The organism is Stenotrophomonas sp. GD03777 (genome assembly GCF_029842485.1).
Taxonomy (GTDB): domain Bacteria; phylum Pseudomonadota; class Gammaproteobacteria; order Xanthomonadales; family Xanthomonadaceae; genus Stenotrophomonas; species Stenotrophomonas sepilia.
The window spans coordinates 1-21,212 of sequence record NZ_JAOCGL010000072.1; the positions used below are offsets into that span (position 1 = coordinate 1).

Below are 21,212 nucleotides of genomic sequence, written 5' to 3' on the forward strand. Positions count from 1 at the left end.
CACGCAGGCGGTGGGATAACGACGCATGCTGCCCCCGGAGATCGACGATGTCCGCCACGCCGCAGTCCGCTCCTGCTCCCGTCCGCGCTTCCCGGCACCCTCTCGTTACCGTGCTGTCGCTGCTGCTGGTCGTGCTCGGCCTGGTCATCGGCGGGCTCGGCGCGTGGCTGCTCAGCCTGGGCGGGTCTGCGTACTACGCCATCGGCGGGGCCGGCCTTCTGGCCAGTGGCCTGTTGTTGTTCGGCAATCGCCGCAGCGGCGCGCTGCTGTATGCGCTGGTGTTCGTCGGCACGCTGCTGTGGACCTGGTGGGAATCGGGCAGCGACTACTGGCGCTGGGTGCCGCGGCTGGGCCTGGTGACCGCGCTCGGCATCGTGCTGGCGCTGCTCGCGCCGACCCTTCGCGAACCGGTTTCAAAGCGCCTGTCGCGCAGCGTGGCGGGCGTCCTGATGCTGGTGTTCGTTGCGGCGTTCGGGTTGGCGTTCGCGCCGCACGGCGAAGTGGACGGCCACCAGCCGTTCCCGGAAGGCGCGGCCAGCGCCGGGCTGGAACCCACGCGGGATACCACCGGCCTGCAACCGGCCGACCTGCCTGCCGAAGGGGACTGGCCGGCGTGGGGCCGCAGCAATGCCGCCACCCGCTATTCGCCGCTGCAGCAGATCACCCCGGCCAACGTGGCCACGTTGCAGCTGGCCTGGCAGTTCCGCACCGGTGACCTGCCGAAGAAGCGCTGGGGTGCGGAAACCACGCCGCTGAAGATCGGCGACCGTCTGTACCTGTGCACTGCCCGTAACCGCCTGATCGCGCTCGACGCCGCCAGTGGCAAGGAAGTGTGGCGCTTCGATCCGAAGGTGAAGGACGCCTCGATCCCGTACACCGCGGCCTGCCGTGGTGTGAGCTACTACGAGCAACCGGCAGCGCCGATCCTGGCCGATGCCGCGGCCGATCTGGCGTTGCCCGAGCCGCCACCCAGCGTGAGCCGCAGCGCTGCACCGGGCAGTCGTCCGGCGTGCTGGGCGCGCATCATCGAAGGCACGCTGGACGGGCGCATCATTGCAGTGGATGCAGATAGCGGCCGTCCCTGCGCGAACTTCGGCAACAACGGCCAGGTCGACATCACCCTCGGCATGGGTGAGGTGCCACCCGGCTATGTGTCGATCACCTCGCCCCCGGCCATCGTGCGCGGCGTGATCGTCACCGGCCACCAGGTGCTGGATGGTCAGCGCCGCGACGCGCCATCGGGCGTGATCCAGGCCTACGACGCGATCACCGGCAAGCTGCGCTGGGCGTGGGACATGGACCAGCCCGAGCGCAGCGGCCTGCCGCCGCATGGGCAGACCTACACGCGCGGCACGCCGAACATGTGGACCACCGCGACCGGTGATGAGGCGCTGGGGCTGGTCTATCTGCCGCTGGGCAATTCTGCGGGCGATTACTGGAGTGGCTCGCGTACGGAAAACCAGAACCGCTATGCGACGTCGCTGGTGGCGATCGATGTGGCCACCGGCAAGCCGGCCTGGCATTTCCAGGCCGTGCGCAAGGACGTGTGGGATTACGACCTGGGTTCGCAGGCCAGCCTGATCGATTACCCGACGGCGGCAGGCAAGGTGCCGGCACTCCTGCTGCCGACCAAGCAAGGTGATCTCTACATCCTCGACCGCCGCAACGGCCAGCTGCTGACCGCTGCCGAAGAGCGCAAGGTGCCGGTCGGCGGTGTCGAACCGGAACAGCGCTCACCCACGCAGCTGTTCTCGCTGTACCACACGCTGCGCCGCGAGCATGACCTGACCGAGCGCGACATGTGGGGCATCACCCCGATCGACCAGCTGATCTGCCGCATCCAGTTCCGCAAGGCCTATTACGAAGGCTTCTACACGCCGCCGAGCAGTGATCGCCATTCCATCGAATACCCCGGCTACAACGGCGGTTCGGATTGGGGCAGTGTTTCCATCGATACGCGCCGCGGCGTGATCGTGGCCAACTACAACGATATGCCCAACTACAACCGGCTGGTGCCACGTGCCGAAGCCGATCGCTTGGGCTGGCTGCCGCGCGAGAAGATCCGTGCCGACAGGGGCGGTGGCGAGGGGGCCGGCGATCCGCAGGTGGGAACGCCGTATGGCATCCAGGTCAACGCTGGCTGGCGGCTGCCGTTCACGGGTCTGCTGTGCAAGCAGCCTCCCTACGGCGGCATCCGTGCCATCGACCTGCGCACCGGCAAGCTGTTGTGGGATCGTCCGTTTGGCAGTGCGCGCGGCAATGGGCCGTTCGGCATCCGTTCCGGCCTGCCGATCGAGATCGGCACGCCGAACAACGGCGGTTCGGTGGTAACCGCCAGCGGGCTGATCTTCATCGCCGCCGCCACCGATGATCTGCTGCGCGCCATCGACCTGAAGACCGGCAAGGAGCTGTGGCACGCGGCGCTGCCCGCGGGCGGGCAGGCTACGCCGATGGTGTATGAACAGGACGGACGCCAGTTCGTGGTGATCATGGCCGGCGGCCACCATTTCATGGAAACCCCGAACGGCGATTACGTGATGGCGTTTGCCCTGCCGAACTAGCGGTTGCCGGCCTGAACACGCACGCGGGGCTGTGACCGCTGTAGCCGAAGTTGCGCTGGCGACCGGGCAGCATCCATCATCGGAACAGGACGGGGCCGGCCAACCCCCCCAGGGAAGGAAACGCATGCTGAACTCTGAACGCCTATCGGGGCGTGGCACCCGGTTGCTGGCAGGACTGCTTCTGCTTGGCCCCTGCCTGTGGGCAAGCGCTCAGGCGCAGCCCCAGCCCGCTGCACGCAAGGTGCCCAGTGGTGCCGAACTGATTGCCGGCGATGCACGCCTTCTGAGCCCTGCCTATGCGCCCTGCATGGCGGCCGCGGTCACCGCACTGGACGCCCGTCGTCGTTGTGTCGACGCTGAATTCAAGGTGCACGACGATGCGCTCAACGCCGCCTACAGTGCGGCGCGCTCCACGCTGACCGCCAGTGATCAGCAGGCGCTGCGCGATCTGCAGCGGCAATGGCTGCGCCAGCGCGACAGTCGTTGCCCGGAAGGCAGCACGGCCGTTGCCCAGCTGGATTCACAGCAATGCCGCACGCACATGACCCTGCTGCGTGCCCGCCAGCTGCAGGGCGGCGGTGCGGCGGCGCTGGTGGCGGAAGCCAGGGCGGCCCCGGCGCCGGCGCAGGCCGCTGTGCATACCGCCGATGCCGCGCCCGACAAACAGGGCAGGATCGTCCTGCGGCCCGGCGAGGGCAGGATCACGCCTGCATTGCAGGTGGTCTTCCAGGTGGCCGACTGCGGCGGCACCGACAACGTGACGACCTGCAGGGTGCGGAGCATGGGCGTGACCCGTGGCGGGCGCAACGTGGCGGTCACGGGCGTGCAGCCGCGCCTGACCCGCGCTGGCGCCGATGCCCAGGGTGCGGCGGCCGTGCTGCTGACCGTTTCGGATTTCAATGGCGATGGCGTGCCGGACCTGCAGGTGTGGCAGGACAACAACGGTGTCTACAACGTTCCGGCGCATGCGTTCTACCTGTTCGACGCCAAGGTCAACCGCTATGTGCGTGCCAAGGCATTGGAAGCGGCCATCGGCGGGCGCGACATCGACCATATCGACAATGGGCGGTTCGTGCTGCGCGCGAAGGTCAGCCCGTGCGAGCGCGAGGACAAGGTCATCCAGCTGCGCGGAACCGGGCCACGCACGCTGCTGCAGCGCCGCTATGACACCTGCAGGGGCGAGGCCCCTACCGAATCGGACCTGCTGAAGTAGGTCTTCCCCCGACGAACGGATGCGTTCCGGAACTGGCGAGCTGAAGGATGAGCGAAGGCTATGGAAAAGGTGGGGTGGGCTTCGGCCTGACCCGGGACCAGTCGGTCGAGATGATCGTGCGTACCAGCATCGACAACGGCATTACCGACCATCGGCAGATTGCCTATGTGCTGGCCACAGCGCAGCACGAATCGCGGGATTTCGCCGCGCCCGAGGAAGCGGTGCGGTACCAGATCGGCATGGGTGTGGAATCGCTGCCGTATGAGCGGATCGAATGGCATCGCATCGAGGCGTTCGCCGTCACGGTCGAGGTGTTGCGGCAGAGTCCCTAGCGTGGATGCAGCTGGGGTGACGACCGTCATGGACCTGGCCAATCTGCGGCAGGTGAAGCGGTTCCAGATCGTGGGCGCTGAAACGCCGGACAAGATGAAGCTCGCCCAGGCCTGCAAAGCGGAGCGCTGGTCTCACCTGCATTGCTGCAGCGGGCCACCACGGCGCAGAACCACAAGGGCTGGTATGGCTTGGTTTCGTGGTGCAGGGCGAGGGTAGGGAGCACCGGTACGGCCACGAAGACGGTGCGCCTGCTTCCCGCGAACGGCAGTCGACCAGCGGTCGACTCTACCCAATCAATGTTGCTCGGTTGGTGCCGGTACCCGCACCATCTTCGTCATCAGGTGGTCCACCACACCCGCCGGGTCGGCAGTGCGGCCGACATGCGTGCTCGACATCTGCACAACCGAGCTGCGCTTGGCGGTGAGGAAATGAAAGCGGGCGCGCGCCGGCAGCTGTGCGATGGGTCCGGCGCTGGCGTCACCACGGCAGATGGCCACGATCGCATCCAGCCACGGTTGCAACGCATCCTGATCAAGCGCTGGAGCGAACGCGTGCAGGCGTGCCGGATCGATCTCGATGGCCGCTTCCAGATGGCGCGCGCCGGGGCAGGAGACGATCACTCCGACGTTGATGAACTCCTCGCGTTCCACCCGCGGTACCACGCGGATGACCGCATAGTCATACGTGTGCAGCGTGGGCACGGACGGCCTCCTGCACGAACACCGCACGCACTTTCAGGCGATGCTTGAGATAGTCGATGTAGCCCTGGCGATAGGCCTGCGGACTGTCGAATGCCGGCTCGTTGACCAGCCAGCTGTCCGGCACCAGGCCGACGATGCGCTCGATCTCGGCATCGCTCAGGCGCGCGGCCAGTTCGGCATCCACCCCGGCGATGCGGCTGGCGAACGACAGCAGCACATGGTCGCGGATCAGCACGAACGGCTTTTCGCAGGCATCGCCGGCGTTGGCCCAGTCGTGATGGAAATACATGGCCGCACCGTGGTCGATCAGGTACAGCCTGCGGTGCCATACCATCAGGTTGGGGTTGCGCGTGGTGCGATCAACGTTGCTGGTGAATGCATCGAACCAGACGATGCGCGAGGCCAGGTCTGCATCCACCGGCATCGCCGCCGGATCGTAATTGATCGCACCCGGCAGGTAGTCCAGGCCCAGGTTCAGGCCCTCGCTGGCGCGGATCAGCTCCTGGATTTCCGGGTCGGGCTCGGTGCGGGCGAACTCGCGGTCCAGCTCGACGAACAGGATTTCCGGAATCGGCAGGCCCAGCGTGCGTGCCATCTCACCGGCAATCAGCTCGGCGATCAACGCCTTCGGGCCTTGGCCGGCGCCGCGGAACTTCAGCACGGCCATGCCGTCGTCGTCGGTCTCGACCACGGCGGGCAGGGAGCCGCCTTCCCGTAACGGGGTGATGTAGCGGAGGGCATGTACGGTGCGCATGGGCGCATTCTAGCGTGGGTGCAGGTACAACCCTCTGATCGGCGAGGACCGATTTCGGCCTTCACCTGTCCCTTCCGCCCGCGATGGCAGCATCGTGCTCCAGGAACCCTTGGGTTCATGGGCGCACTGGCACTCTCGATGCCGAGGCTTCGGGCTGGGCACCTGCTCGGCTGCCAGCGACGCGCACTGCGAAGCGGAAACCTCATCCACGATGTCCAGCAGGCTACGGAGGTGCACCGATGAGCGATGAATTCACTCCCATGCTGCCGCCCTTGGACGATGCCAAGGTCGAGGAAATGATCGGCAAGGTGGTGCTGGTGGGCGTCACCCGCTATGGCGGTGACGGCCAGGTGCAGGGGCTGGAACAATACGCCGGTACGGTGCTGCGCATCAGCGCCGACGAAGGCGTGGTGCTGGCGGACGAGAATGACGGCCATGAGCGCTATCTGCCGCCGATGCTCGACCAGTACCTGCCCGCCGAGCCCGGCGAGTACCGCATGCGGAACAGTGGCATGATCGTGGTCGACCCCGATTACCTGACTGCCTGGGACCTGCACGCCCAGCAGTGACGACAGACCACACCTGGCAGATGCCGGTCCATTGCCGGCCTCTCCGGGCGTGTCCCACTTTGCCCCATCCGGCCACTAGCCCTTCCGGCCCATTCACGACAACCCCTGCGGTGCTAGATTCGGGACCTTGCCCGATTCCGGGTACCCATTCACACCCAGGGGATAAGGATGCTCATCCGTCGAACCTCTCTGGTGGCGGCCGTTGCCGTTGCCACCTTCGGCCTGCTGGCCGCTGGCCCGGCGCTTGCAGACTACGCGAAGCCGCCGGAGCACCTGCTCAAGGTGTTGAAGGCACCGCCGCCGCCGGCGCCGAACGTGGCCCCGGGTGGCCAGCGCCTGCTGCTGACCACTGCGCAGACCTACCCGTCGATCAGCCGTGTCGCCCAGCCGTACCTGAAGCTGGCTGGCGTGCGCCTGGAACCGAAGAACCGCAGCCGCCATGACACCCCCGGTGGCTATGGCATCCCGGCCTGCGTGGCCGACTTCACCCTGGTCGACATCGGCAGTGGCCAGCAGACCAAGGTCAATCTGCCGCAGGGCTGTGCCACCGGCGCGCTGTGGTCGGCCGATGGCAGCCACTTTGCGTTCCAGAACGCGGTCGATACCAGCGTGCAGCTGTGGGTGGGCGATGCCGCTACCGGCCAGGTGAAGCAGGTGCCGAATGTGCAGCTGAACCCGATTTTCGGCTATACCGTGCAGTGGCTGGGCGGCAGCCAGAACCTGCTGGTGAAGCTGGTGCCGGCCAACCAGGGCCCGGCGCCGTCCAACGGTGGCGTGCCGACCGGCCCGGATGCGCAGGAGTCGCTGGGCAGCAGCGGCGAGAGCAGCACCTACGAAGCCCGCGATACGCTGACCAGCGTGCATGACGAAAAGCTGTTCGCCTACTACGGTGCCTCGCAGCTGGCCGTGGTCGATACCGTCGCCAACAGCGTGCGTCCGGTCGGCCAGCCGGCACTGTTCAACGACGTCAGTGCCGCACCCGATGGCGTGCACGTGCTGACCGAATCGATCAAGGCACCGTATTCGCACGCGGTGACCTACCAGCGCTTCGCCAACGACGTGGCCGTGCTGGATATCGCCAGCGGCAAGTCCACGCCGATCGCCAGCCTGCCGCTGGCCGACCGCGTGCCGGTGCACGGTGTGCCGGAAGGCCCGCGCGGTTTCGACTGGCGTGCTACCGATCCGGCCACCCTGGTCTATGCCGAAGCGCTGGACAAGGGCGACTGGAAGGTCAGCGTGCCGCATCGCGATCGGGTACTGATGCTGAAGGCACCGTTCAACGGCAAGCCGGTCGAGATCGCCCGCACCGCACAACGCTTCGAAGGCTTCGCATGGACCGCCGATCCGGCCGTGGCGTTCCAGTTCGAGAACGACGAGAACCGCCACTGGATGCAGACCCGCATCGTCGATGTGGATCAGCCGAAGAAGGAAGGCCGCCTGCTGTGGGACATGTCCAGCGATGAGCTGTACGGCAACCCCGGCAACCTGGTCTTCACCCGCCTGCCGAATGGTGCGCAGGTCGTACGCCGTGAGGGCAACCATGTTTTCCTCAGCGGCCGTGGTGCCTCGCCGCAGGGCGACCGTCCGTTCCTCGACCGCCTCGATCTCGGCACGCTGAAGAGCGAGCGCCTGTTCCGCAGCAGCGCTGATGCCTACGAGCAGTTCCTTGGTTTCAGCAATACGCCTGGGCGCTACCTGACCTGGCACCAGTCGGTGATCGATCCGCCGAACGCCTTCATCCGTCAGCAGGGTGAGGCGGTGGCCGATGCGAAGACCGGCGAGGCGCAGTTCGCGTCCACCGCGACCGCGCTGACCAAGCTGGTCGACCCGACTCCGGAAGTGCGCCAGATCAAGAAGCAGCTGGTGACCTACAAGCGTGCTGATGGCGTGGACCTGTCGTTCACCCTGTACACGCCGCCGGGCTACAAGGAAGGCCAGCGCGTGCCGGCGATCCTGTACGCCTACCCGGCCGACTTCGCCAACGCCGCGCAGGCGGGGCAGGTGTCCGGTTCGCAGCAGACCTTCACCCGCCTGCAGCCGTACCGCCTGATGCTGCTGGCCGGCTACGCGATCATCGATAACGCCTCGTTCCCGATCGTGGGTGACCCGAAGAACGCCTACGACACCTACCTGGAGCAGCTGGAAGCCGACGCCAAGGCAGCGGTGGACAAGGCGGTGGACATGGGCGTGGTCGATCGCAACCGCATCGGCGTGACCGGCCACAGCCATGGCGGCCTGATGACCGCCAACCTGATCGCCCATACCAACCTGTTCAAGGCTGGCGTGGCGACCAGTGGTTCGTACAACAAGACCTTTACCCCGTTCGGCTTCCAGAACGAGCGTCGCTCGGTGTGGCAGGCGCAGGACGTGTACCTGAAGGCCTCTCCGTTCTTCTATGCCGACAAGATCAAGCTGCCGCTGCTGCTGGTCCACGGCGAGGACGACGCCAACCCGGGCACCGAGCCGTTCCAGTCGCGCAAGCTCTACCAGGCGATCCGAGGCAACGGTGGCATCACGCGGCTGGTGATGCTGCCGAACGAACCGCACTGGTACACCGCGCTGGAATCGAACGAGCAGCTGGTGGCGGAAATGCTGAACTGGTTCGACACCTACGTGAAGAACGCCAAGTAAAGAACGCCAAGGCCGCCTCCGGGCGGCCTTGGCGTATCGGAGGAGGGAGTCAGACCCTGCACGTTGAATTCATTGCACATTGACAGAGAGTCAGCTCCTTTCGGATGATCGCAGCGTCAGGCAGCATCCAGGAGCGGCATGCGGGATCGGGAGCGATGGATTGTCATGGACGGCCCGGCACGGAGGGCATTGATGGTCGTCCTGCTTGTGTCACTGGCCGGTTGCGGACGCAGTGAAGCCGAGCGGGCCAAGGAAAGGTTGACGGGGGTCATCGGTGGTACTGCACTGAATGCCAGAGCCCAGGCGGTCTGGATCTGGGAGCTCGATCGGGAAGCTGATAACCAAGGCATCACGCCATGCGGGCCGACCCTGCGCAGTGCAACCTTCCAGTTGCGCTGGCCCGAGATGGCTCCTCGTACGAAAGCCAACCGCGACGATTACAACACCCATCACTCCGGTGGAACGGGTGATTCACAGTGGATCGAGATTGGGATGTCTCAAGGGGGACCGGGGGAGATCGTCTCGTTGCAGGGAACGCGGGAGCGTGCGCTCGGTCGTGATCCGGCATGGGGGATGCCATACCAGGTTTCGCTCGAGTTCGGATGGGATGAGACCTTGGGACTTGAGATGGCACGGCCCAGCGTTTCCGAGCCCAAGAGCTACAATTGGAATCGGATCAATTATTCCGATACCTTCGCGATCGGGGCAACGCCCAACGTGCTGATTCGTTGCATGACCGGGCCGCAGTACCGACCTCCGCACTGGACGCCGCTCTGCGAGGCGACGCTGGAAGATGCCAATCTGAAGCAGGTCCACCTGAGCATCAGGTATCGTCAGAACCTGCTGCCACACTGGCGCGATATCGAGCGTGATGTCCGCCAGTTCCTGCGGAGCGTCCAGAGGGAATGCCCGATGCCGGGCCACGGGCCTGGCATCGCAGCTGGTACAGCGGCTTGATCGCCTGTTTCGGCCTGCCTGCATTGCGCGGCAGTCCGTGATGCGGCAGGAGCCGGGCAGGAAGGTGCAGAGGCTGCGCAGCTGGCCGCCTGGGTACCGGTGCGGCGGGTGGCACGCGAGGCCCCCGTGGCGGTTCTCAACAGTACCTGATGGATCCGGAGGGTGACCTCGTGTCATTGGCCGTTGCGATTGCGTAACCATATGTGATGCGGGTGCCATGGCGTGCGGAAGCTGCGATACGCTGCAGGCCTGTTGCTGTCTGCCATGGGTTTCACCTATGAAGTCCAAACGTGTTGGCGCAGTGTTGGCGCTGGTGATGACGCCGAGCCTGCATGGCCAATCACTCCCCTCCGAACTGGCGCAGCTGGGCATTGTCGCCGGCATGCCTTATGCCAAGGCCAAGCGCCTCATGGATGCGGCAGGGTGGCAGGTGAGTCCGGTTCAGGGCGCGCCTGAGTCACTCGAGGGCTTTCCGGAAGTCGGATGCCAAAGGGGCGCCAAGCAGTGCGCGACGACCTTCGAAAAGGAAGGTCAGCAGATCGCGGTGCGGCTGGGCACTACCCTGGCAGGGCAGCCGTTCGTGCAGGGCGTGGACTGAGCGCTCATTGCGTTCAGGCCAGCGGCAACCGGTCCTGCGCGTGCGACAGCCGATCGTGCAGCTCGCGCACATGCTCGGCCTTGGCATGCACCCGGGAGGTGTCGCCGAAGCTGCGCAGGTAGGTGCACGCGGCAAAGCCGGCACTCTTCTTTTCGTACTCGGCAATCCAGGCCAGTCGATCCGGATTGTTGGCCTGTTCGGCTGACCACGCGGCCACCGGCGGCCGGATGCGGTACTTCAGGCCGACGCGCCACGGCTTCGGTGTCAGTCGCGCACGGAAACAATGCTGCAGCCGGCACATGCGCGCGTACAGGGTGTCGGTGCCCAGTGCCTTGAAGAATGCCTGGAGCTGCTCGTCCTCGGGCGAGAAGGTGGCATGCATCGCCAGCACGCGCAGTCCGGCCGGCGTGCGGTAGGTGCGCAGATGCCAGTCCGGATGCTGTTCGCTGAAGGCTGCGACCCGCTGCAGCGCCACACCTTCGGCGCCACCGGCGGCGGCCAGGCGCCGCTTGCGCTGCATCAGCATCGCGGCATTCACCAGCACTACGGCCGCCACACCCAATACCAGGCCCACCAGCCAGTGCCAGAGCAGGGTGCCGATGACGGCGCCGGCAAGCAGCACGATCGCAGCCACGATGGCCGGTATCACGCATCCGGCCGGTGGCTGCGCATGGTCGATGTCGGCAAACAGCACGTCGGGGCTGTTGAGGCACAACGCGCCATAGCTGTTGCGGGTGATGATGACATCGCCGTCGCGCTGCACGATCTGCTCGCGGATAGGTACACCTTCCACACCGTAGTTGCTGCGCACTTCGCGTCGCGGCAGCACCTGGCCGGCAAGGATGGCATTGAGTGCTTCGTTGGCACGGCGGTCGGCGTGAGCCTGGGCCTCGGCAGGGCCCTCGTCAGACCAGCCGAAGCGGCGCACGACCACCGGCCGGCCACGGAAACGGGCCTGCAGGCGGGCTTCGGCCCAGTACGCGGGAACGATCATCATCGTGCGGTGCTCCATCATCCATGGCAGGTGCCTGAGTGAGTCTGGCACAGCCCCGAAGGGCCTGCATGTGCCCGCTGCGGTGGCCGGGGCGGAGTGATAGATTGCGCGCTTCGCATGCACTCCACCAAGGACGGAGCGATGTCCAGTTTCCTGCGTTGCCTGCTTGCCCTGGCCTGTGCCGGGGCGGTCGGCGTGGCGTCGGCGGGTACCCCGCCGGGGCCGCAGATCCTCACCACCGATGCCAGCCGCTTCTACGCGCTCTACGACAGCACCGGCGGCAAGCCCAGCGTCGCCCAGCTGGCCGGTTACCTGGCCGAAGGCAGTCCGGGCCTGAGTGAACTGGCGAAGGCGCGCCGGGTCACGCCCGAACGCATGGCCGAAGCCATTGCCAGCCAGCCCGGGGTGTATGCGCAGGGCCGCAGCTGCCTGGCGGAGCTGCCGGCGGTGAAGCAGCGCCTGGTGCAGGTGTTCGGCAACCTGCAGGCGATCTATCCGCAGGCCGCGTTTCCTCCGGTGACTCTTGCGGTCGGCCGTGGTCGGCCGGTCGGGTTGACCTCGAAGAGTGGGGTGATCATCGGCCTGGAAGCGCTGTGTGCAGCCGATTTCATGAATCCCAACGTGCAGGACCGTTTCGTGCACGTGATCGCGCACGAGTACGTGCACATCCAGCAGACCGGCCTGACCGATTTCGAGCCCGGCGACCCGCATGCGACGGTGCTGCGTGTTTCGCTGGGCGAAGGCATCGCCGAATTCATCGCCGAATTGATTTCCGGCAACGTCGGCAACAGTCGCCATGCGGCATGGACGCGCGGCCGCGAGGTCCACATTGAAAGCGCCTTTGCGCTGGATGTGGACAGTACCGATCTGTCGCCGTGGCTGTACAACTACAAGCCCGGTTCGCAGGAGCCCTATGACCTCGGGTACTGGGTGGGCTACCGCATCGCCAAGGCCTATTACCTGCAGGCCAAGGACAAGCGCGATGCAGTGCGTGCGCTGATCCAGCAGGACAACCCGAAGGCAATCCTGGCTGCCAGTGGCTGGACGCCCGGCATGTGGATGCCGGCCAAGGTGACCGGCGTGGCCGCGCGGTCGGCGGCGCGGTAAGCGCGGGGCCGCGCGCTAGACTGGCCCGCACATTCAAGGGAGAGACCCCATGCGTTCCTTGTCCGGCGGCCTGGCCGCAGTTGCCCTCGGTATCGCGCTGAGCGCCCACGGGGTGGCGGCCGAGATGCCCGCGATCAACCCTTTGCTGCTGGAGCCTGTCGAAAGCCTGCGCGCGGACGAAGTGCGCTTCATGCAGCAGCGCCTGGCCGATTGGCCGCAACTGCAGCGTTATCGCGACGCCAACGCGCGAGTGCCTGCCGCTGTACCGGGGCAACCACGCGTGGTGTTCTACGGTGATTCCATCACCGAAGGCTGGGGCAGGGAAGGCAGCGCATCGTTCTTTCCCGGCAAGGGCTGGCTCAACCGCGGCATCAGTGGCCAGACCACGGCGCAGATGCTGGTGCGGTTCCCGCAGGACGTGCTGGCCCTGAAGCCACAGGTGGTGGTGATCCTGGCCGGCACCAACGACATTGCCGGCAACACCGGCCCGTCCACGCAGGCGATGATTGAAGACAACCTGCACGCGATGGTGGACCTGGCACGCGCACATGGCATCGCCGTGGTACTGGCATCGGTGCTGCCGGTCAGCGATTACCCGTGGTTGCCGGGCACGGCACCTGCTCCCAAGGTGCGCGCATTGAACGCGGCATTGAAGCGCTATGCCGATGCGAAGCAGCTGTTCTATCTGGACTACTACACGCCGATGACCAATGCCGCCGGAGGGCTGGATCCGCAGCTGGCCGAGGATGGCGTGCATCCCACGGCGAAGGGCTATGCGGTGATGGGGCCGCTGGCGGAGGCTGCAATCAGGCGCGCAATGGCGCCGGACTAGGCACAGCACCCGCAATGCACAGCGTCCAGCCCGTCGAGGTAAAATGGCCCCGGAGCCGGCCACGCAGCGTGGCCGCCAGGGACGATCGGGTGGGTGATGCGGAAGGGAATCCAGGGATGGCTGCGCCGCAGCGGCGCAACGATGGCACTGCTGCTGGCGGCCGTGCCGGCGTTCAGTGCAGACACGGCGGCGCCTTCGCCGCTGACGCGTGAGCCGGTGGCCGGAGTTTCACTGGCCGAATGGACCGCCCGCTGGTGGCGCTGGGCCGACGCCCAGGGCGGCGCGCCCTATCTCGACCCGGATGGCCGTGTATGCGATGTGGGCCAGGAAGGCCCGGTCTGGAACCTGGCCGGCACCAATGGCCGTTTCCGGCCACATCGCGAATGCGTGGTGCCGGCGGGCAAGTACCTGTTGCTGCCGATCATCAACATGGCGCACTACCAGGTGGATGAGTCTGTGCCCTGCAAGGAGCTGCAGGCGGGGGCGGCGGTCAACAACGATTATCTGATCAGTGCAGTGGTGCTGCTGGATGGCCAACCCCTGGGCGACATGCGCATGCATCGGGTGCGCAGTGAAGGCTGCTTCCGCATGGATGACGATGACGCAGACTCACGGCTGGCCGCCGCCGACGGCTACTGGGTGATGCTCAAGCCGTTGCCGCCAGGCCGGCATACCCTCAGCGTGGGCGCCAACTACGGCGTGCCGGAGGGTGGCGCGTACAGCCGCATGCGGCAGTCCTTCGAGTACGTGCTGCACGTGGGAGGGCGCACCCAGGTCGTATCGCGCAAACTGCACGCGGTGCCGCTGGCCGCCCCCTGAAGCTCAGGCATCGTCCTGCTTCAACGCTGCATCGGCCGCCAGCAACGCTTCGGCGGCCGCACTGAGCGGCGGCGAGGGCGGGGCAACCACGCCGATCGCTTCCATCATCTTCGGCATGCCCAGGAACTGGCGCGCGCGGCGGTCGTAGATGCCGGTGACCAGCAACGCGCGCGTGGCGATCTTCTGCTCGGCACCGATCAGCACGCGCTGCTCCATGATGCCGCGCGAGCCGACCCAGCCCACCAGTCGTGTTTCCAGGGTGAAGCGCTGGAATGGCTTCAATTCGCGGCGGAACTGGATGGTGCCGGCGCCGACGATCGGCGCCCACTTCTCGCGCAGCGCCACCCGGCCCAGACCCATGCGCAGGATCAGGTCCAGCCGGCCCAGGTCGAAGATGTTCCAGTAGCGGCCGTTGGTCATGTGCAGGTTGCTGTCCAGGTCGTTGGGCAGCACCCGGAACTGCAGCCGCGAGACCCCGAACGGGGCCTCCAGCTTCGGCCGGAACAGGCTGCACAGCAGCAGGTGGAGCAGACGGAACCAGAGATTCATGGCTATGACGACTGTTATAGAATCGCCGGTACGCTAATCTATGACGACTGTCTTAGCAAGGAGACCGCCGTGAGCCCGCGACCGTCCGATGCCCCACAGCGCGTGATCGATGCCGCGGCGCAGATGCTGGCGCGGGTGGGCCTCAATGCCACCAGCATCCGCGAAGTGACCAAGCTGGCCGAGGCGCCATTGGGCTCCACCTACCATCACTTTCCCGGCGGCAAGCAGGAGCTGCTGGCGCGCGCCACCCACATGGCCGGCGACAAGGTGGAGGCGCTGCTGGTGGAGCTGTTGAAGGATGGGGCGGTACAGGGCCTGCAGCAGTTCCTTGCGATGTGGCGCGAGCGTCTGCTGCGCTCCGGGTTCCGCGCTGGCTGCCCGGTGCTGGCCGCTGCCGTGGAGGAACCGGTCGAGGCGGTTCCCAGCCAACCGCGCGCGGCGGCCGCCGAGGTGTTCGCACGCTGGCACGGCCACCTCGCCTCGGCATTCGTCGCCGAAGGACACGCCCCGCCAGCAGCGGCTGAGCTGGCCAGCCTGGTGATCGCCAGCGTGGAGGGGGCGGTGGCGATGTGCCGTGCGCTGCAGGACATCGCCCCGTTCGATCAGGTGGCCGCGCAGCTGCTGAAGGCGGCCACGCGGCCTTGATCGGCCGGTGCCGACAGGCCAGACTCGCCAGCAGCCCACGACTGGATGCCGCCATGGACGAATTGCACCATCGTCAGTTGATCGAGCACTACCTGCAGGCCTACAACCGCTTCGATATCGACGCCATGCTGGCGGTGCTGGCGCACAACGTACGCTTCGAGAACCACAGCGGCGGCCAGCTGACGATGGTCACCGAAGGCGTCGATGCCTTTGGCGAACTGGCACGCCAGTCTGCGCGCCTGTTCCGGGAGCGCGAACAGCGCTTGCTGGCGCTGGTGTTCGATGGCGACCAGGCGACGGCGACGATTGGCTGGCGCGGCGTGTTCGCGCAGGATGTTCCCGATGGACCGCGTGCGGGCACTGAGCTGGAACTGCAGGGCCAGAGCGAGTTCGTGTTCGCGGGTGGCCGCATCGAACGGATCATTGATCGCAGCTGAGGATCGGCCGCTTGGAACCGCCGTCTGGACAGCGGAGCTGCCCGCGGTAGAATCCGCCCAACACCGCCTACGCGTGCCCGGCAAGGATGTCCGCATGCAGCATCAGGTTCCCGAGGTCCCTGGCCGCGATGCCTCCCGCCCCCTGGCGGCGGCATGAAGCGCTCGCGCCATTTTTCACGCAGCCCACTGACATTGCCGATGAACCGCGGCAGCGAAGTCGTGCGTGCGCGCAGGCACTTGCAGCAGCGCGGTTGGCCACGCCTGCAGATGGCACTGATCGTCGCCCTCACCGGTGCGGCCGGTTTCCTTGCCTCGCACCTGCTGCGCCTGGCCGGTATCGACGCGATGTGGTTTCGCTACCCAATGGCCGTCGTGCTGGCCTACGGCGTGTTCCTGCTGCTGATGTGGATCTGGATCCGCTGGCGTTGGGACAACGTGCTGGATGGCCTGTCGCCGGATGTGGGCGGTGGCAGCCCATCCCCTCGCGGCAGTGCCGTGGAATCACCGTGGAGCGGCGCCGGCGGCCGTTCCGGCGGTGGCGGTGCGTCGGCCTCGTGGAACGAGCCGGCATCGGTGAGCAGTGGCGACGCCGGAGAGCTGCCGTTGGCCGGGCTCGCTGAAGACGAAGCGGGCTTGCCGTTGCTGGCCATCCTCGGCATCGTCGCGCTGGTGGCGACCGTCCTGCTGGCCAGCGTGTGGGTGGTGTGGTCGGCGCCGGTGCTGATGGCCGAACTGCTGGTGGATGCGGCGATCGCCGGCGGCCTGTACCGGCGCATGCAGGGCATGCACGAGCAGGGATGGTGGTGGATATGCGTGTCGCACACGGTCTGGCCGCTGATCGGCCTGTTGCTGTTCTTCGCGGTGCTGGGCTGGCTTGCTCAGGAACTCGTGCCGGGTGCGAGCCACCTGCTGCAGGTCATCCAAGGGCTGTAATGCGGTTGCTTCCTTCATATGGCCCGGTCCCGACCTGTTTTCAGCCGCCCTGAACAGTGGGCTATGATCGCGGTCGCCGAGGATTCGTGTCCTGGCGGTTTTACCTATCCGGAGCTTGTCGTACTGCATCGGGAACCGGGGCGCTGGATGGCCGAACGCCCACTGAGACACACAACCACTGACGAGGAAGAGCGCATGGATGTCGCTGCACGCAGGAACAGGACGTTGTTTCGTTGGATCATGGTGACGCTGCTGGCGGTGTTGTTGCCGTTTGCAGCACTGGCGCAGCCGGCAGCCGGGCAGGGCGATGGCGCTGAAGCCGGCACTGCCGCGGAAGAGGCGCAATGCCGCGCCTGCGCCTATGAGCGCATTGGACCGAAGGTTGATATCGGCCTGGTGGCACTGGTGTCGCTGCTGGTGGTGGGTCTGCTGGTAGCGGTGTCCCGCGAGTGGGGAACCACCTCGCAGCGCTGGACCTGCCGCACGCTGTCCCTGTTGCTGGTGGGCATCGGCGCAGCGTTGCTGTGGTGGGCCGGCAGCATCCTCTACCTGGGTTACAACCCTTGGCAGGAGCAGCTCGCACCCAGCGACGGCTCGCTAGGTTCCACGCTGCTGAGTACGTCGCCGAAGTGGCTGGCGGCACTGGTGCTGATCGGCTTGGCGCCTTCCATCTGGAAGCGCAGCGAGCGCCTGCCAGCGTGGCGTATCGGCTGACCCAGGAACGGCGGCGCCGGATCACGCCCGGCGCCGCCTTCTGCCATCAATCAAAGCGCCAGCGCACGCCTGCATAGAGGCCACGACCTTCGCCCGGGGTCGAGCGCGCAACATCCCTGCCGGCGTCGTCGTAGCCCGGCGTGACCGTGGCGGCATAGTGGCGGTTGCCGAGGTTGCGCATCTCCGCCCAGGCCTGCCAGCGACCGCCGGGGGCGTCGTAGCCGATGCGGCTGCCGAAGATCACATGGCTGTCGGCCCAGTAGCTGTTGGCATAGTCCACCGCGATGCGCGAGGCGTATTCGGTGTTCAGTGCCGCGTACAGGCCGGATGCATGATCGAAGCGCAGCTCGGCCTGGTAGGCGTGGCGCGGCAGGCCGGGCAGGCGGTTGCCGCCGAAGCGCGCATCGTGGAGGTAGCGGAAGTCGCTGAAGGTATACGCCTGGCGCAGCGACAGGCGGCCCGGTGCAGCCTGCCACAGCGTGCTGTCCAATCCGGCCTCGATACCGCGGTGCACGGTGGGGCTGGCATTGTTCTCGGCGATGAACAGGTTCGGCAGCGGTTGCAGTTCGACGCTCAGCAGTTCGTGGTTCACGTGGGCGTAGTAGCCGGTCAGTTCCCAGCGACCCAGCGCCGCATCACCGCGCGCGCCCAGTTCCAGCGTGGTGGCGGTCTGGTTCTGCATCGGCACCGGCGCGCGCTGGCGGCCGGTAGACGGGCCATTGCCCGGCCCGAAGTACTGGTTCGAGCCCCAGATCATCGACCATGGGTGCGGTGCCTCCACCGAACGGCTGAGGTTGCCGAACCACTGGGTCTGCGCGCTGTGCTGCCAGGTGAAGCCCAGTCGCGGCGCATAGTCCCAGTCCTGCTCGTGCAGGCGGCCGCCGCTGCTCGGCCAGGTCACCTGCACATCGCGGCGGGTGTTGATCAGCGCCAGCCCAGCCTGCATGCGCAGGCGGTCATTGAAGGCGAGGGTGTTGCTGACGTGCAGTGTGCTGTCGGTGCCGTGGTGGCGGAAGTCGCGCGTGCGCGTGCCGGCGGTATAGCCGTTGCTGGCAAAGCGCAGCGACTCGCGCACATCGGCATCCAGGTCATGTGTGACGCGCAGGCCGACCGTGGTCTCGCTGTCCAGCCCGAACAGCCGGTGGCGGCGGCGGTAGTTCAGTGTGGCGTTGAGGTTGGCGTAGTCCAGCTGCTGGCGGTACAGGCTCTCGTTCAAGTCCATCGGGTAGGTGTGGTAGACCAGCCCGGCCTGCAGCGACGAATCCTCATCGATCTGCAGCGTGGTGACATTGCCCACCCAGGTGCTGCCCGGCTGCGGGCGGCGCGCATCGATGGCCAGGTTGGCCGCATTCGCGGCATGTGGATCGTTGCGGATCTGGTCGCGGGTCAAGCGACCGGGCGTTTCGTGATTGGTTTCGCGGTAGCGCACGAAGAAGCGCGTCTGCAGATCGGGCGTGATCTGCCAGCCGATGTTGGCCATCGCGCCCTTGCCGTCGCCGTGCGCATGGCGCTGGTAACCGTCGAACTCGGTATCGGTGTAGGCCAGGAAGTAGTCGACATCGCCGTTGACGCCGCCCCAGCTGAGGCCGCGCTTCTGGTAGCCACGGCTGCCGGCTTCGTAGTGCAGCTGCACGCCCGCCGAATCACGGCCGCTGCGGCTGACGTAGTCGATGGCACCGCCCAGCGCGAGCGCGCCGCGCTCGAAGCCGTTGGCGCCGCGCAGGACTTCCACGCGCGACAGCCACAGGGGTTCCAGCAGTTCGTAAGGCGTGCCACCTGGGCCGGTCAGCGGCAGGCCGTCGATCGACACCGCAATGCCCGAGGCATGCGCGCCCGGGCCGCGATTGATGCCCGAGCCCCGGATCGAGACCTTGGTGCCTTCGTTGCCGGGCGATTGCGCGCTGATGCCGGGCTGGTAGGCCAGCACATCGGCATTGCTGGACAGTCGGCTGTCGGCTTTGGCCACGTCGATGACGTTGCTGGCGCCGGGTACGCGCTTCAGCGCCTCGCGCGCCTGCGCGCTGGCATCAGCAGCAGTGACCTGCACCGCATCCAGCGTGGTGGCCTGCGGGGCCGCGGCGGCGGTGGAAGAAAGGCCGAGGGAAACGGTCAGAGACAGCAGCGAGGGGATGGGGCGGTACGACGAGAGCGACATGCGGAAATGCTGTAAACCACGAAGGTGGAGCGCAAGTTAACAGGTCGACGGCGCCACGTCACCCATCGGCGGCGTATGGCCGCCCGCCGTGTTCCTGTAGAGCCGAGCCGACGCTCGGCTAATCGCGCGCAGCGCGGGTTGTCTGCCATCGCGACAAAGAGCAGCCAAGCATGGGCTCGGCTCTACAGCAGGGTTTACGGCGAAGGTTTCGTCAGCGTCTTCGACTTTGCGTAGAACTGATCAGCTGCTTCCTTCTCGCCCAATGCCGCATGACACTCGGCCAGGCTGTCCCACACATTGGCCGAATCCGGATACAGCTCGGTGTTGAGGGCGAATACCTTCAACGCCCTGCGTGCACCAAGGCTCTCGCGGATGGCATAGCCGCTGGCGTTGATCGCTCGTTCCAGCTCGCTGCCCGCCACCCGGTTGTTATCGCGCAACCAACTGCGTATCGCCTGGGCAGCGCCTGCATCATCATCCAGCGCATACGCGACCAGCCCCTCGGACAGCACCGCGTGCGGAAACGCCTGCGGCGCCGCGACCGCCATCGTGCTCTCCACCAGCGTGCTGGACCAGACATTGCGGGCGCTGCCGTTGGTCAGGTACACGAACACCCAGTAGCCGCTGGCCAGCGTGTCCTTGTACGCCAGCCGCGCACGTACACGGGTGCCGCCATCATGGCCGACCTGGGTGTAGCCGTCGCTGCGGGTGGTGTCCCATCCCGTGGAGAAGAAATTGCTGCCGCCACCGCTCAGTTTCTGCGGCTGCCAGAGCTTTTCCAGGGTCTTCGTACGCACCAGCGTGCCGGTCGCCAGCGCCTGCAGGAAGCGGTTCATGTCGCCCACGGTGGTCTGCAGATCGGCATGGCCCCAGCCGTAGTCCGGCCAGGGATCTTCATTGGCAGGCTGCAGTTGGCCATCCTTGCCGATGTACGGCACCGCCGCGCGCCGGGCCGGCACGCTGGCAACGCCCCACGAGGTGCTGGCCATCTTCAATGGCTGCAGGATGCGTTCGCGCGCGATGGCCGGGTAGGACTTGCGGTAGTGCGCTTCCAGCAACGCCGTCAGCACCAGGTAGTTGGCCTGGGTGTACTGCACGCGGCTGCCGGTGGCGAACTGCATCGGTACAGCGCCGGCCACCTTCAGCGCAGTGCCAAGGTCAGGCGCTACACCGGGGTAGCCCTTGCTCACCCAGCGGTTATCCACCCGGTTGTAGTACTCGCCGATACCCGAGCTGTGGTTGAGGAAGTCGCGCACGTGGATTGCCTGCCATGCAGTCGGCAGGTCCGGCACATAGCGGCTCGCCGGCGCATCCAGATCCACCTTGCCCTGATCGACCAGTTGCATCACCAGCGTGCTGGTCAGCAGCTTGGCCATCGACTGCGCGGCGAAGATGGAATCGACGGTGGCAGGTGTGTGCGTAGCGCGATCACGTTCGCCGCTGGCGCCCTGGTACAGCACCTGGCCGTTGTGGGCGACCAGTACCGCCTGACCGGCGATGCCGTAGCGTTCGAGGTTGGCCTGCAGTTGGGCGTCAAGCTGGGTAGAGAGGCCGGCGGAGAGGTCACTCGCTGATGCGGGCGGAGCAGCGAACAGGACGCAGAGCAATGCAGCAGCAAAGGTGCGGTACATCGCGGTGATCCATCAGCGGTGATGGCGCATCTTGGCATGTAGAGCCGAGCCCATGCTCGGCTGCCTTCGGGCCAGGCAT

General features: G+C 66.5%; 20 protein-coding genes. 14 read left to right on the forward strand and 6 right to left on the reverse strand.

Annotated elements, in window-relative coordinates; all coding sequences use genetic code 11:
• Positions 1-47: 47 nt before the first annotated feature.
• From N5E02_RS14585 to N5E02_RS14595, 3 genes are all read left to right on the forward strand, one after another.
• Positions 48-2,561, forward strand: coding sequence for a membrane-bound PQQ-dependent dehydrogenase, glucose/quinate/shikimate family (locus N5E02_RS14585; protein ID WP_279946409.1), 2,514 nt, complete (start codon positions 48-50; stop codon positions 2,559-2,561).
• A 124-nt stretch (positions 2,562-2,685) separates the two neighbouring features.
• A complete protein-coding gene (locus N5E02_RS14590) occupies positions 2,686-3,774 on the forward strand; it encodes a lysozyme inhibitor LprI family protein (RefSeq protein ID WP_065196064.1) in 1,089 nt (362 codons plus the stop codon).
• Between the two features lie 47 nt (positions 3,775-3,821).
• Positions 3,822-4,106 (forward strand): hypothetical protein, encoded by a 285-nt coding sequence (locus tag N5E02_RS14595; protein ID WP_081275806.1) that lies wholly within the window; start codon positions 3,822-3,824, stop codon positions 4,104-4,106.
• Between the two features lie 294 nt (positions 4,107-4,400).
• On the opposite strand, the gene N5E02_RS14600 is transcribed toward N5E02_RS14595, so the two are convergent.
• Together N5E02_RS14600 and N5E02_RS14605 are read right to left on the reverse strand one after the other, a co-directional pair.
• The gene (locus N5E02_RS14600; RefSeq protein ID WP_095377200.1) at positions 4,401-4,808 is read right to left on the reverse strand and encodes a DUF3037 domain-containing protein; all 408 of its coding nucleotides are present in this window, start codon (positions 4,806-4,808) and stop codon (positions 4,401-4,403) included.
• Positions 4,786-5,562 (reverse strand): HipA family kinase, encoded by a 777-nt coding sequence (locus N5E02_RS14605; protein WP_065186184.1) that lies wholly within the window; start codon positions 5,560-5,562, stop codon positions 4,786-4,788. The genes N5E02_RS14600 and N5E02_RS14605 overlap by 23 nt, the downstream gene beginning before the upstream one ends.
• 239 nt (positions 5,563-5,801) lie before the next feature.
• Here N5E02_RS14605 and N5E02_RS14610 point away from each other — a divergent pair, with 239 nt between their 5' ends.
• From N5E02_RS14610 to N5E02_RS14625, 4 genes are all read left to right on the forward strand, one after another.
• Positions 5,802-6,131, forward strand: coding sequence for a hypothetical protein (locus N5E02_RS14610; protein WP_061480047.1), 330 nt, complete (start codon positions 5,802-5,804; stop codon positions 6,129-6,131).
• A 168-nt stretch (positions 6,132-6,299) separates the two neighbouring features.
• Positions 6,300-8,762: a prolyl oligopeptidase family serine peptidase gene (locus N5E02_RS14615; RefSeq protein ID WP_279946410.1), complete on the forward strand. Its 2,463-nt coding sequence runs from the start codon at positions 6,300-6,302 to the stop codon at positions 8,760-8,762.
• A 192-nt stretch (positions 8,763-8,954) separates the two neighbouring features.
• Positions 8,955-9,719 (forward strand): hypothetical protein, encoded by a 765-nt coding sequence (locus N5E02_RS14620; RefSeq protein WP_235646232.1) that lies wholly within the window; start codon positions 8,955-8,957, stop codon positions 9,717-9,719.
• Between the two features lie 277 nt (positions 9,720-9,996).
• The gene (locus tag N5E02_RS14625; RefSeq protein ID WP_279946411.1) at positions 9,997-10,317 is read left to right on the forward strand and encodes a hypothetical protein; all 321 of its coding nucleotides are present in this window, start codon (positions 9,997-9,999) and stop codon (positions 10,315-10,317) included.
• A 13-nt stretch (positions 10,318-10,330) separates the two neighbouring features.
• Here N5E02_RS14625 and N5E02_RS14630 read toward each other — a convergent pair whose 3' ends face one another.
• Complete coding sequence (locus N5E02_RS14630; protein WP_065178661.1) at positions 10,331-11,314, reverse strand: hypothetical protein; 984 nt, start codon at positions 11,312-11,314, stop codon at positions 10,331-10,333.
• 138 nt (positions 11,315-11,452) lie between these two features.
• Between N5E02_RS14630 and N5E02_RS14635 the strand changes: the two genes are divergently transcribed.
• The 3 genes from N5E02_RS14635 to N5E02_RS14645 all read left to right on the forward strand — a co-directional run bounded on the left by N5E02_RS14635 (position 11,453) and on the right by N5E02_RS14645 (position 14,069).
• A complete protein-coding gene (locus N5E02_RS14635; RefSeq protein ID WP_053497308.1) occupies positions 11,453-12,418 on the forward strand; it encodes a DUF2268 domain-containing putative Zn-dependent protease in 966 nt (321 codons plus the stop codon).
• A 49-nt stretch (positions 12,419-12,467) separates the two neighbouring features.
• Complete coding sequence (locus tag N5E02_RS14640) at positions 12,468-13,250, forward strand: SGNH/GDSL hydrolase family protein (protein WP_279946412.1); 783 nt, start codon at positions 12,468-12,470, stop codon at positions 13,248-13,250.
• 141 nt (positions 13,251-13,391) lie between these two features.
• Positions 13,392-14,069: a hypothetical protein gene (locus N5E02_RS14645; protein ID WP_065196158.1), complete on the forward strand. Its 678-nt coding sequence runs from the start codon at positions 13,392-13,394 to the stop codon at positions 14,067-14,069.
• A 3-nt stretch (positions 14,070-14,072) separates the two neighbouring features.
• Here N5E02_RS14645 and N5E02_RS14650 read toward each other — a convergent pair whose 3' ends face one another.
• Positions 14,073-14,618 (reverse strand): thioesterase family protein, encoded by a 546-nt coding sequence (locus N5E02_RS14650; RefSeq protein WP_012511531.1) that lies wholly within the window; start codon positions 14,616-14,618, stop codon positions 14,073-14,075.
• A 69-nt stretch (positions 14,619-14,687) separates the two neighbouring features.
• On the opposite strand from N5E02_RS14650, the gene N5E02_RS14655 reads away from it, so the two are divergent.
• The 4 genes from N5E02_RS14655 to N5E02_RS14670 all read left to right on the forward strand — a co-directional run bounded on the left by N5E02_RS14655 (position 14,688) and on the right by N5E02_RS14670 (position 17,347).
• Entirely contained in the window at positions 14,688-15,263 is a 576-nt protein-coding gene (locus tag N5E02_RS14655; protein WP_139727326.1) for a TetR/AcrR family transcriptional regulator, read from the forward strand.
• A gap of 53 nt (positions 15,264-15,316) precedes the next feature.
• Positions 15,317-15,700 carry a nuclear transport factor 2 family protein gene (locus N5E02_RS14660; protein ID WP_065186177.1) on the forward strand — a complete coding sequence of 128 codons (384 nt, stop codon included), beginning with the start codon at positions 15,317-15,319 and terminating at the stop codon, positions 15,698-15,700.
• A gap of 153 nt (positions 15,701-15,853) precedes the next feature.
• A complete protein-coding gene (locus tag N5E02_RS14665; RefSeq protein WP_279946413.1) occupies positions 15,854-16,633 on the forward strand; it encodes a hypothetical protein in 780 nt (259 codons plus the stop codon).
• Between the two features lie 195 nt (positions 16,634-16,828).
• Positions 16,829-17,347 carry a hypothetical protein gene (locus N5E02_RS14670; protein ID WP_329953036.1) on the forward strand — a complete coding sequence of 173 codons (519 nt, stop codon included), beginning with the start codon at positions 16,829-16,831 and terminating at the stop codon, positions 17,345-17,347.
• Positions 17,348-17,393: 46 nt separating this feature from the next.
• Here the strand turns inward: N5E02_RS14670 and N5E02_RS14675 are convergent, their stop codons facing one another.
• Together N5E02_RS14675 and N5E02_RS14680 are read right to left on the reverse strand one after the other, a co-directional pair.
• Positions 17,394-19,502, reverse strand: a complete 2,109-nt coding sequence (locus N5E02_RS14675) for a TonB-dependent receptor (protein ID WP_262090918.1) — start codon at positions 19,500-19,502, stop codon at positions 17,394-17,396.
• A gap of 194 nt (positions 19,503-19,696) precedes the next feature.
• Complete coding sequence (locus tag N5E02_RS14680) at positions 19,697-21,133, reverse strand: serine hydrolase domain-containing protein (protein ID WP_262090917.1); 1,437 nt, start codon at positions 21,131-21,133, stop codon at positions 19,697-19,699.
• Positions 21,134-21,212 lie beyond the last annotated feature (79 nt).

Bases quoted from the DNA above. Each gene is read 5' to 3' on its own strand.
- N5E02_RS14625 (WP_279946411.1), top strand. From the start codon at position 9,997: ATGAAGTCCAAACGTGTTGGCGCAGTGTTGGCGCTGGTGATGACGCCG.
- N5E02_RS14670 (WP_329953036.1), top strand. From the start codon at position 16,829: ATGGATGTCGCTGCACGCAGGAACAGGACGTTGTTTCGTTGGATCATG.
- N5E02_RS14590 (WP_065196064.1), top strand. From the start codon at position 2,686: ATGCTGAACTCTGAACGCCTATCGGGGCGTGGCACCCGGTTGCTGGCA.
- N5E02_RS14605 (WP_065186184.1), bottom strand. From the start codon at position 5,562: ATGCGCACCGTACATGCCCTCCGCTACATCACCCCGTTACGGGAAGGC.
- N5E02_RS14615 (WP_279946410.1), top strand. From the start codon at position 6,300: ATGCTCATCCGTCGAACCTCTCTGGTGGCGGCCGTTGCCGTTGCCACC.
- N5E02_RS14645 (WP_065196158.1), top strand. From the start codon at position 13,392: ATGGCACTGCTGCTGGCGGCCGTGCCGGCGTTCAGTGCAGACACGGCG.
- N5E02_RS14680 (WP_262090917.1), bottom strand. From the start codon at position 21,133: ATGTACCGCACCTTTGCTGCTGCATTGCTCTGCGTCCTGTTCGCTGCT.
- N5E02_RS14595 (WP_081275806.1), top strand. From the start codon at position 3,822: ATGAGCGAAGGCTATGGAAAAGGTGGGGTGGGCTTCGGCCTGACCCGG.
- N5E02_RS14630 (WP_065178661.1), bottom strand. From the start codon at position 11,314: ATGATGATCGTTCCCGCGTACTGGGCCGAAGCCCGCCTGCAGGCCCGT.
- N5E02_RS14585 (WP_279946409.1), top strand. From the start codon at position 48: ATGTCCGCCACGCCGCAGTCCGCTCCTGCTCCCGTCCGCGCTTCCCGG.
- N5E02_RS14620 (WP_235646232.1), top strand. From the start codon at position 8,955: ATGGTCGTCCTGCTTGTGTCACTGGCCGGTTGCGGACGCAGTGAAGCC.
- N5E02_RS14610 (WP_061480047.1), top strand. From the start codon at position 5,802: ATGAGCGATGAATTCACTCCCATGCTGCCGCCCTTGGACGATGCCAAG.
- N5E02_RS14650 (WP_012511531.1), bottom strand. From the start codon at position 14,618: ATGAATCTCTGGTTCCGTCTGCTCCACCTGCTGCTGTGCAGCCTGTTC.
- N5E02_RS14665 (WP_279946413.1), top strand. From the start codon at position 15,854: ATGAAGCGCTCGCGCCATTTTTCACGCAGCCCACTGACATTGCCGATG.
- N5E02_RS14640 (WP_279946412.1), top strand. From the start codon at position 12,468: ATGCGTTCCTTGTCCGGCGGCCTGGCCGCAGTTGCCCTCGGTATCGCG.
- N5E02_RS14675 (WP_262090918.1), bottom strand. From the start codon at position 19,502: ATGTCGCTCTCGTCGTACCGCCCCATCCCCTCGCTGCTGTCTCTGACC.
- N5E02_RS14660 (WP_065186177.1), top strand. From the start codon at position 15,317: ATGGACGAATTGCACCATCGTCAGTTGATCGAGCACTACCTGCAGGCC.
- N5E02_RS14635 (WP_053497308.1), top strand. From the start codon at position 11,453: ATGTCCAGTTTCCTGCGTTGCCTGCTTGCCCTGGCCTGTGCCGGGGCG.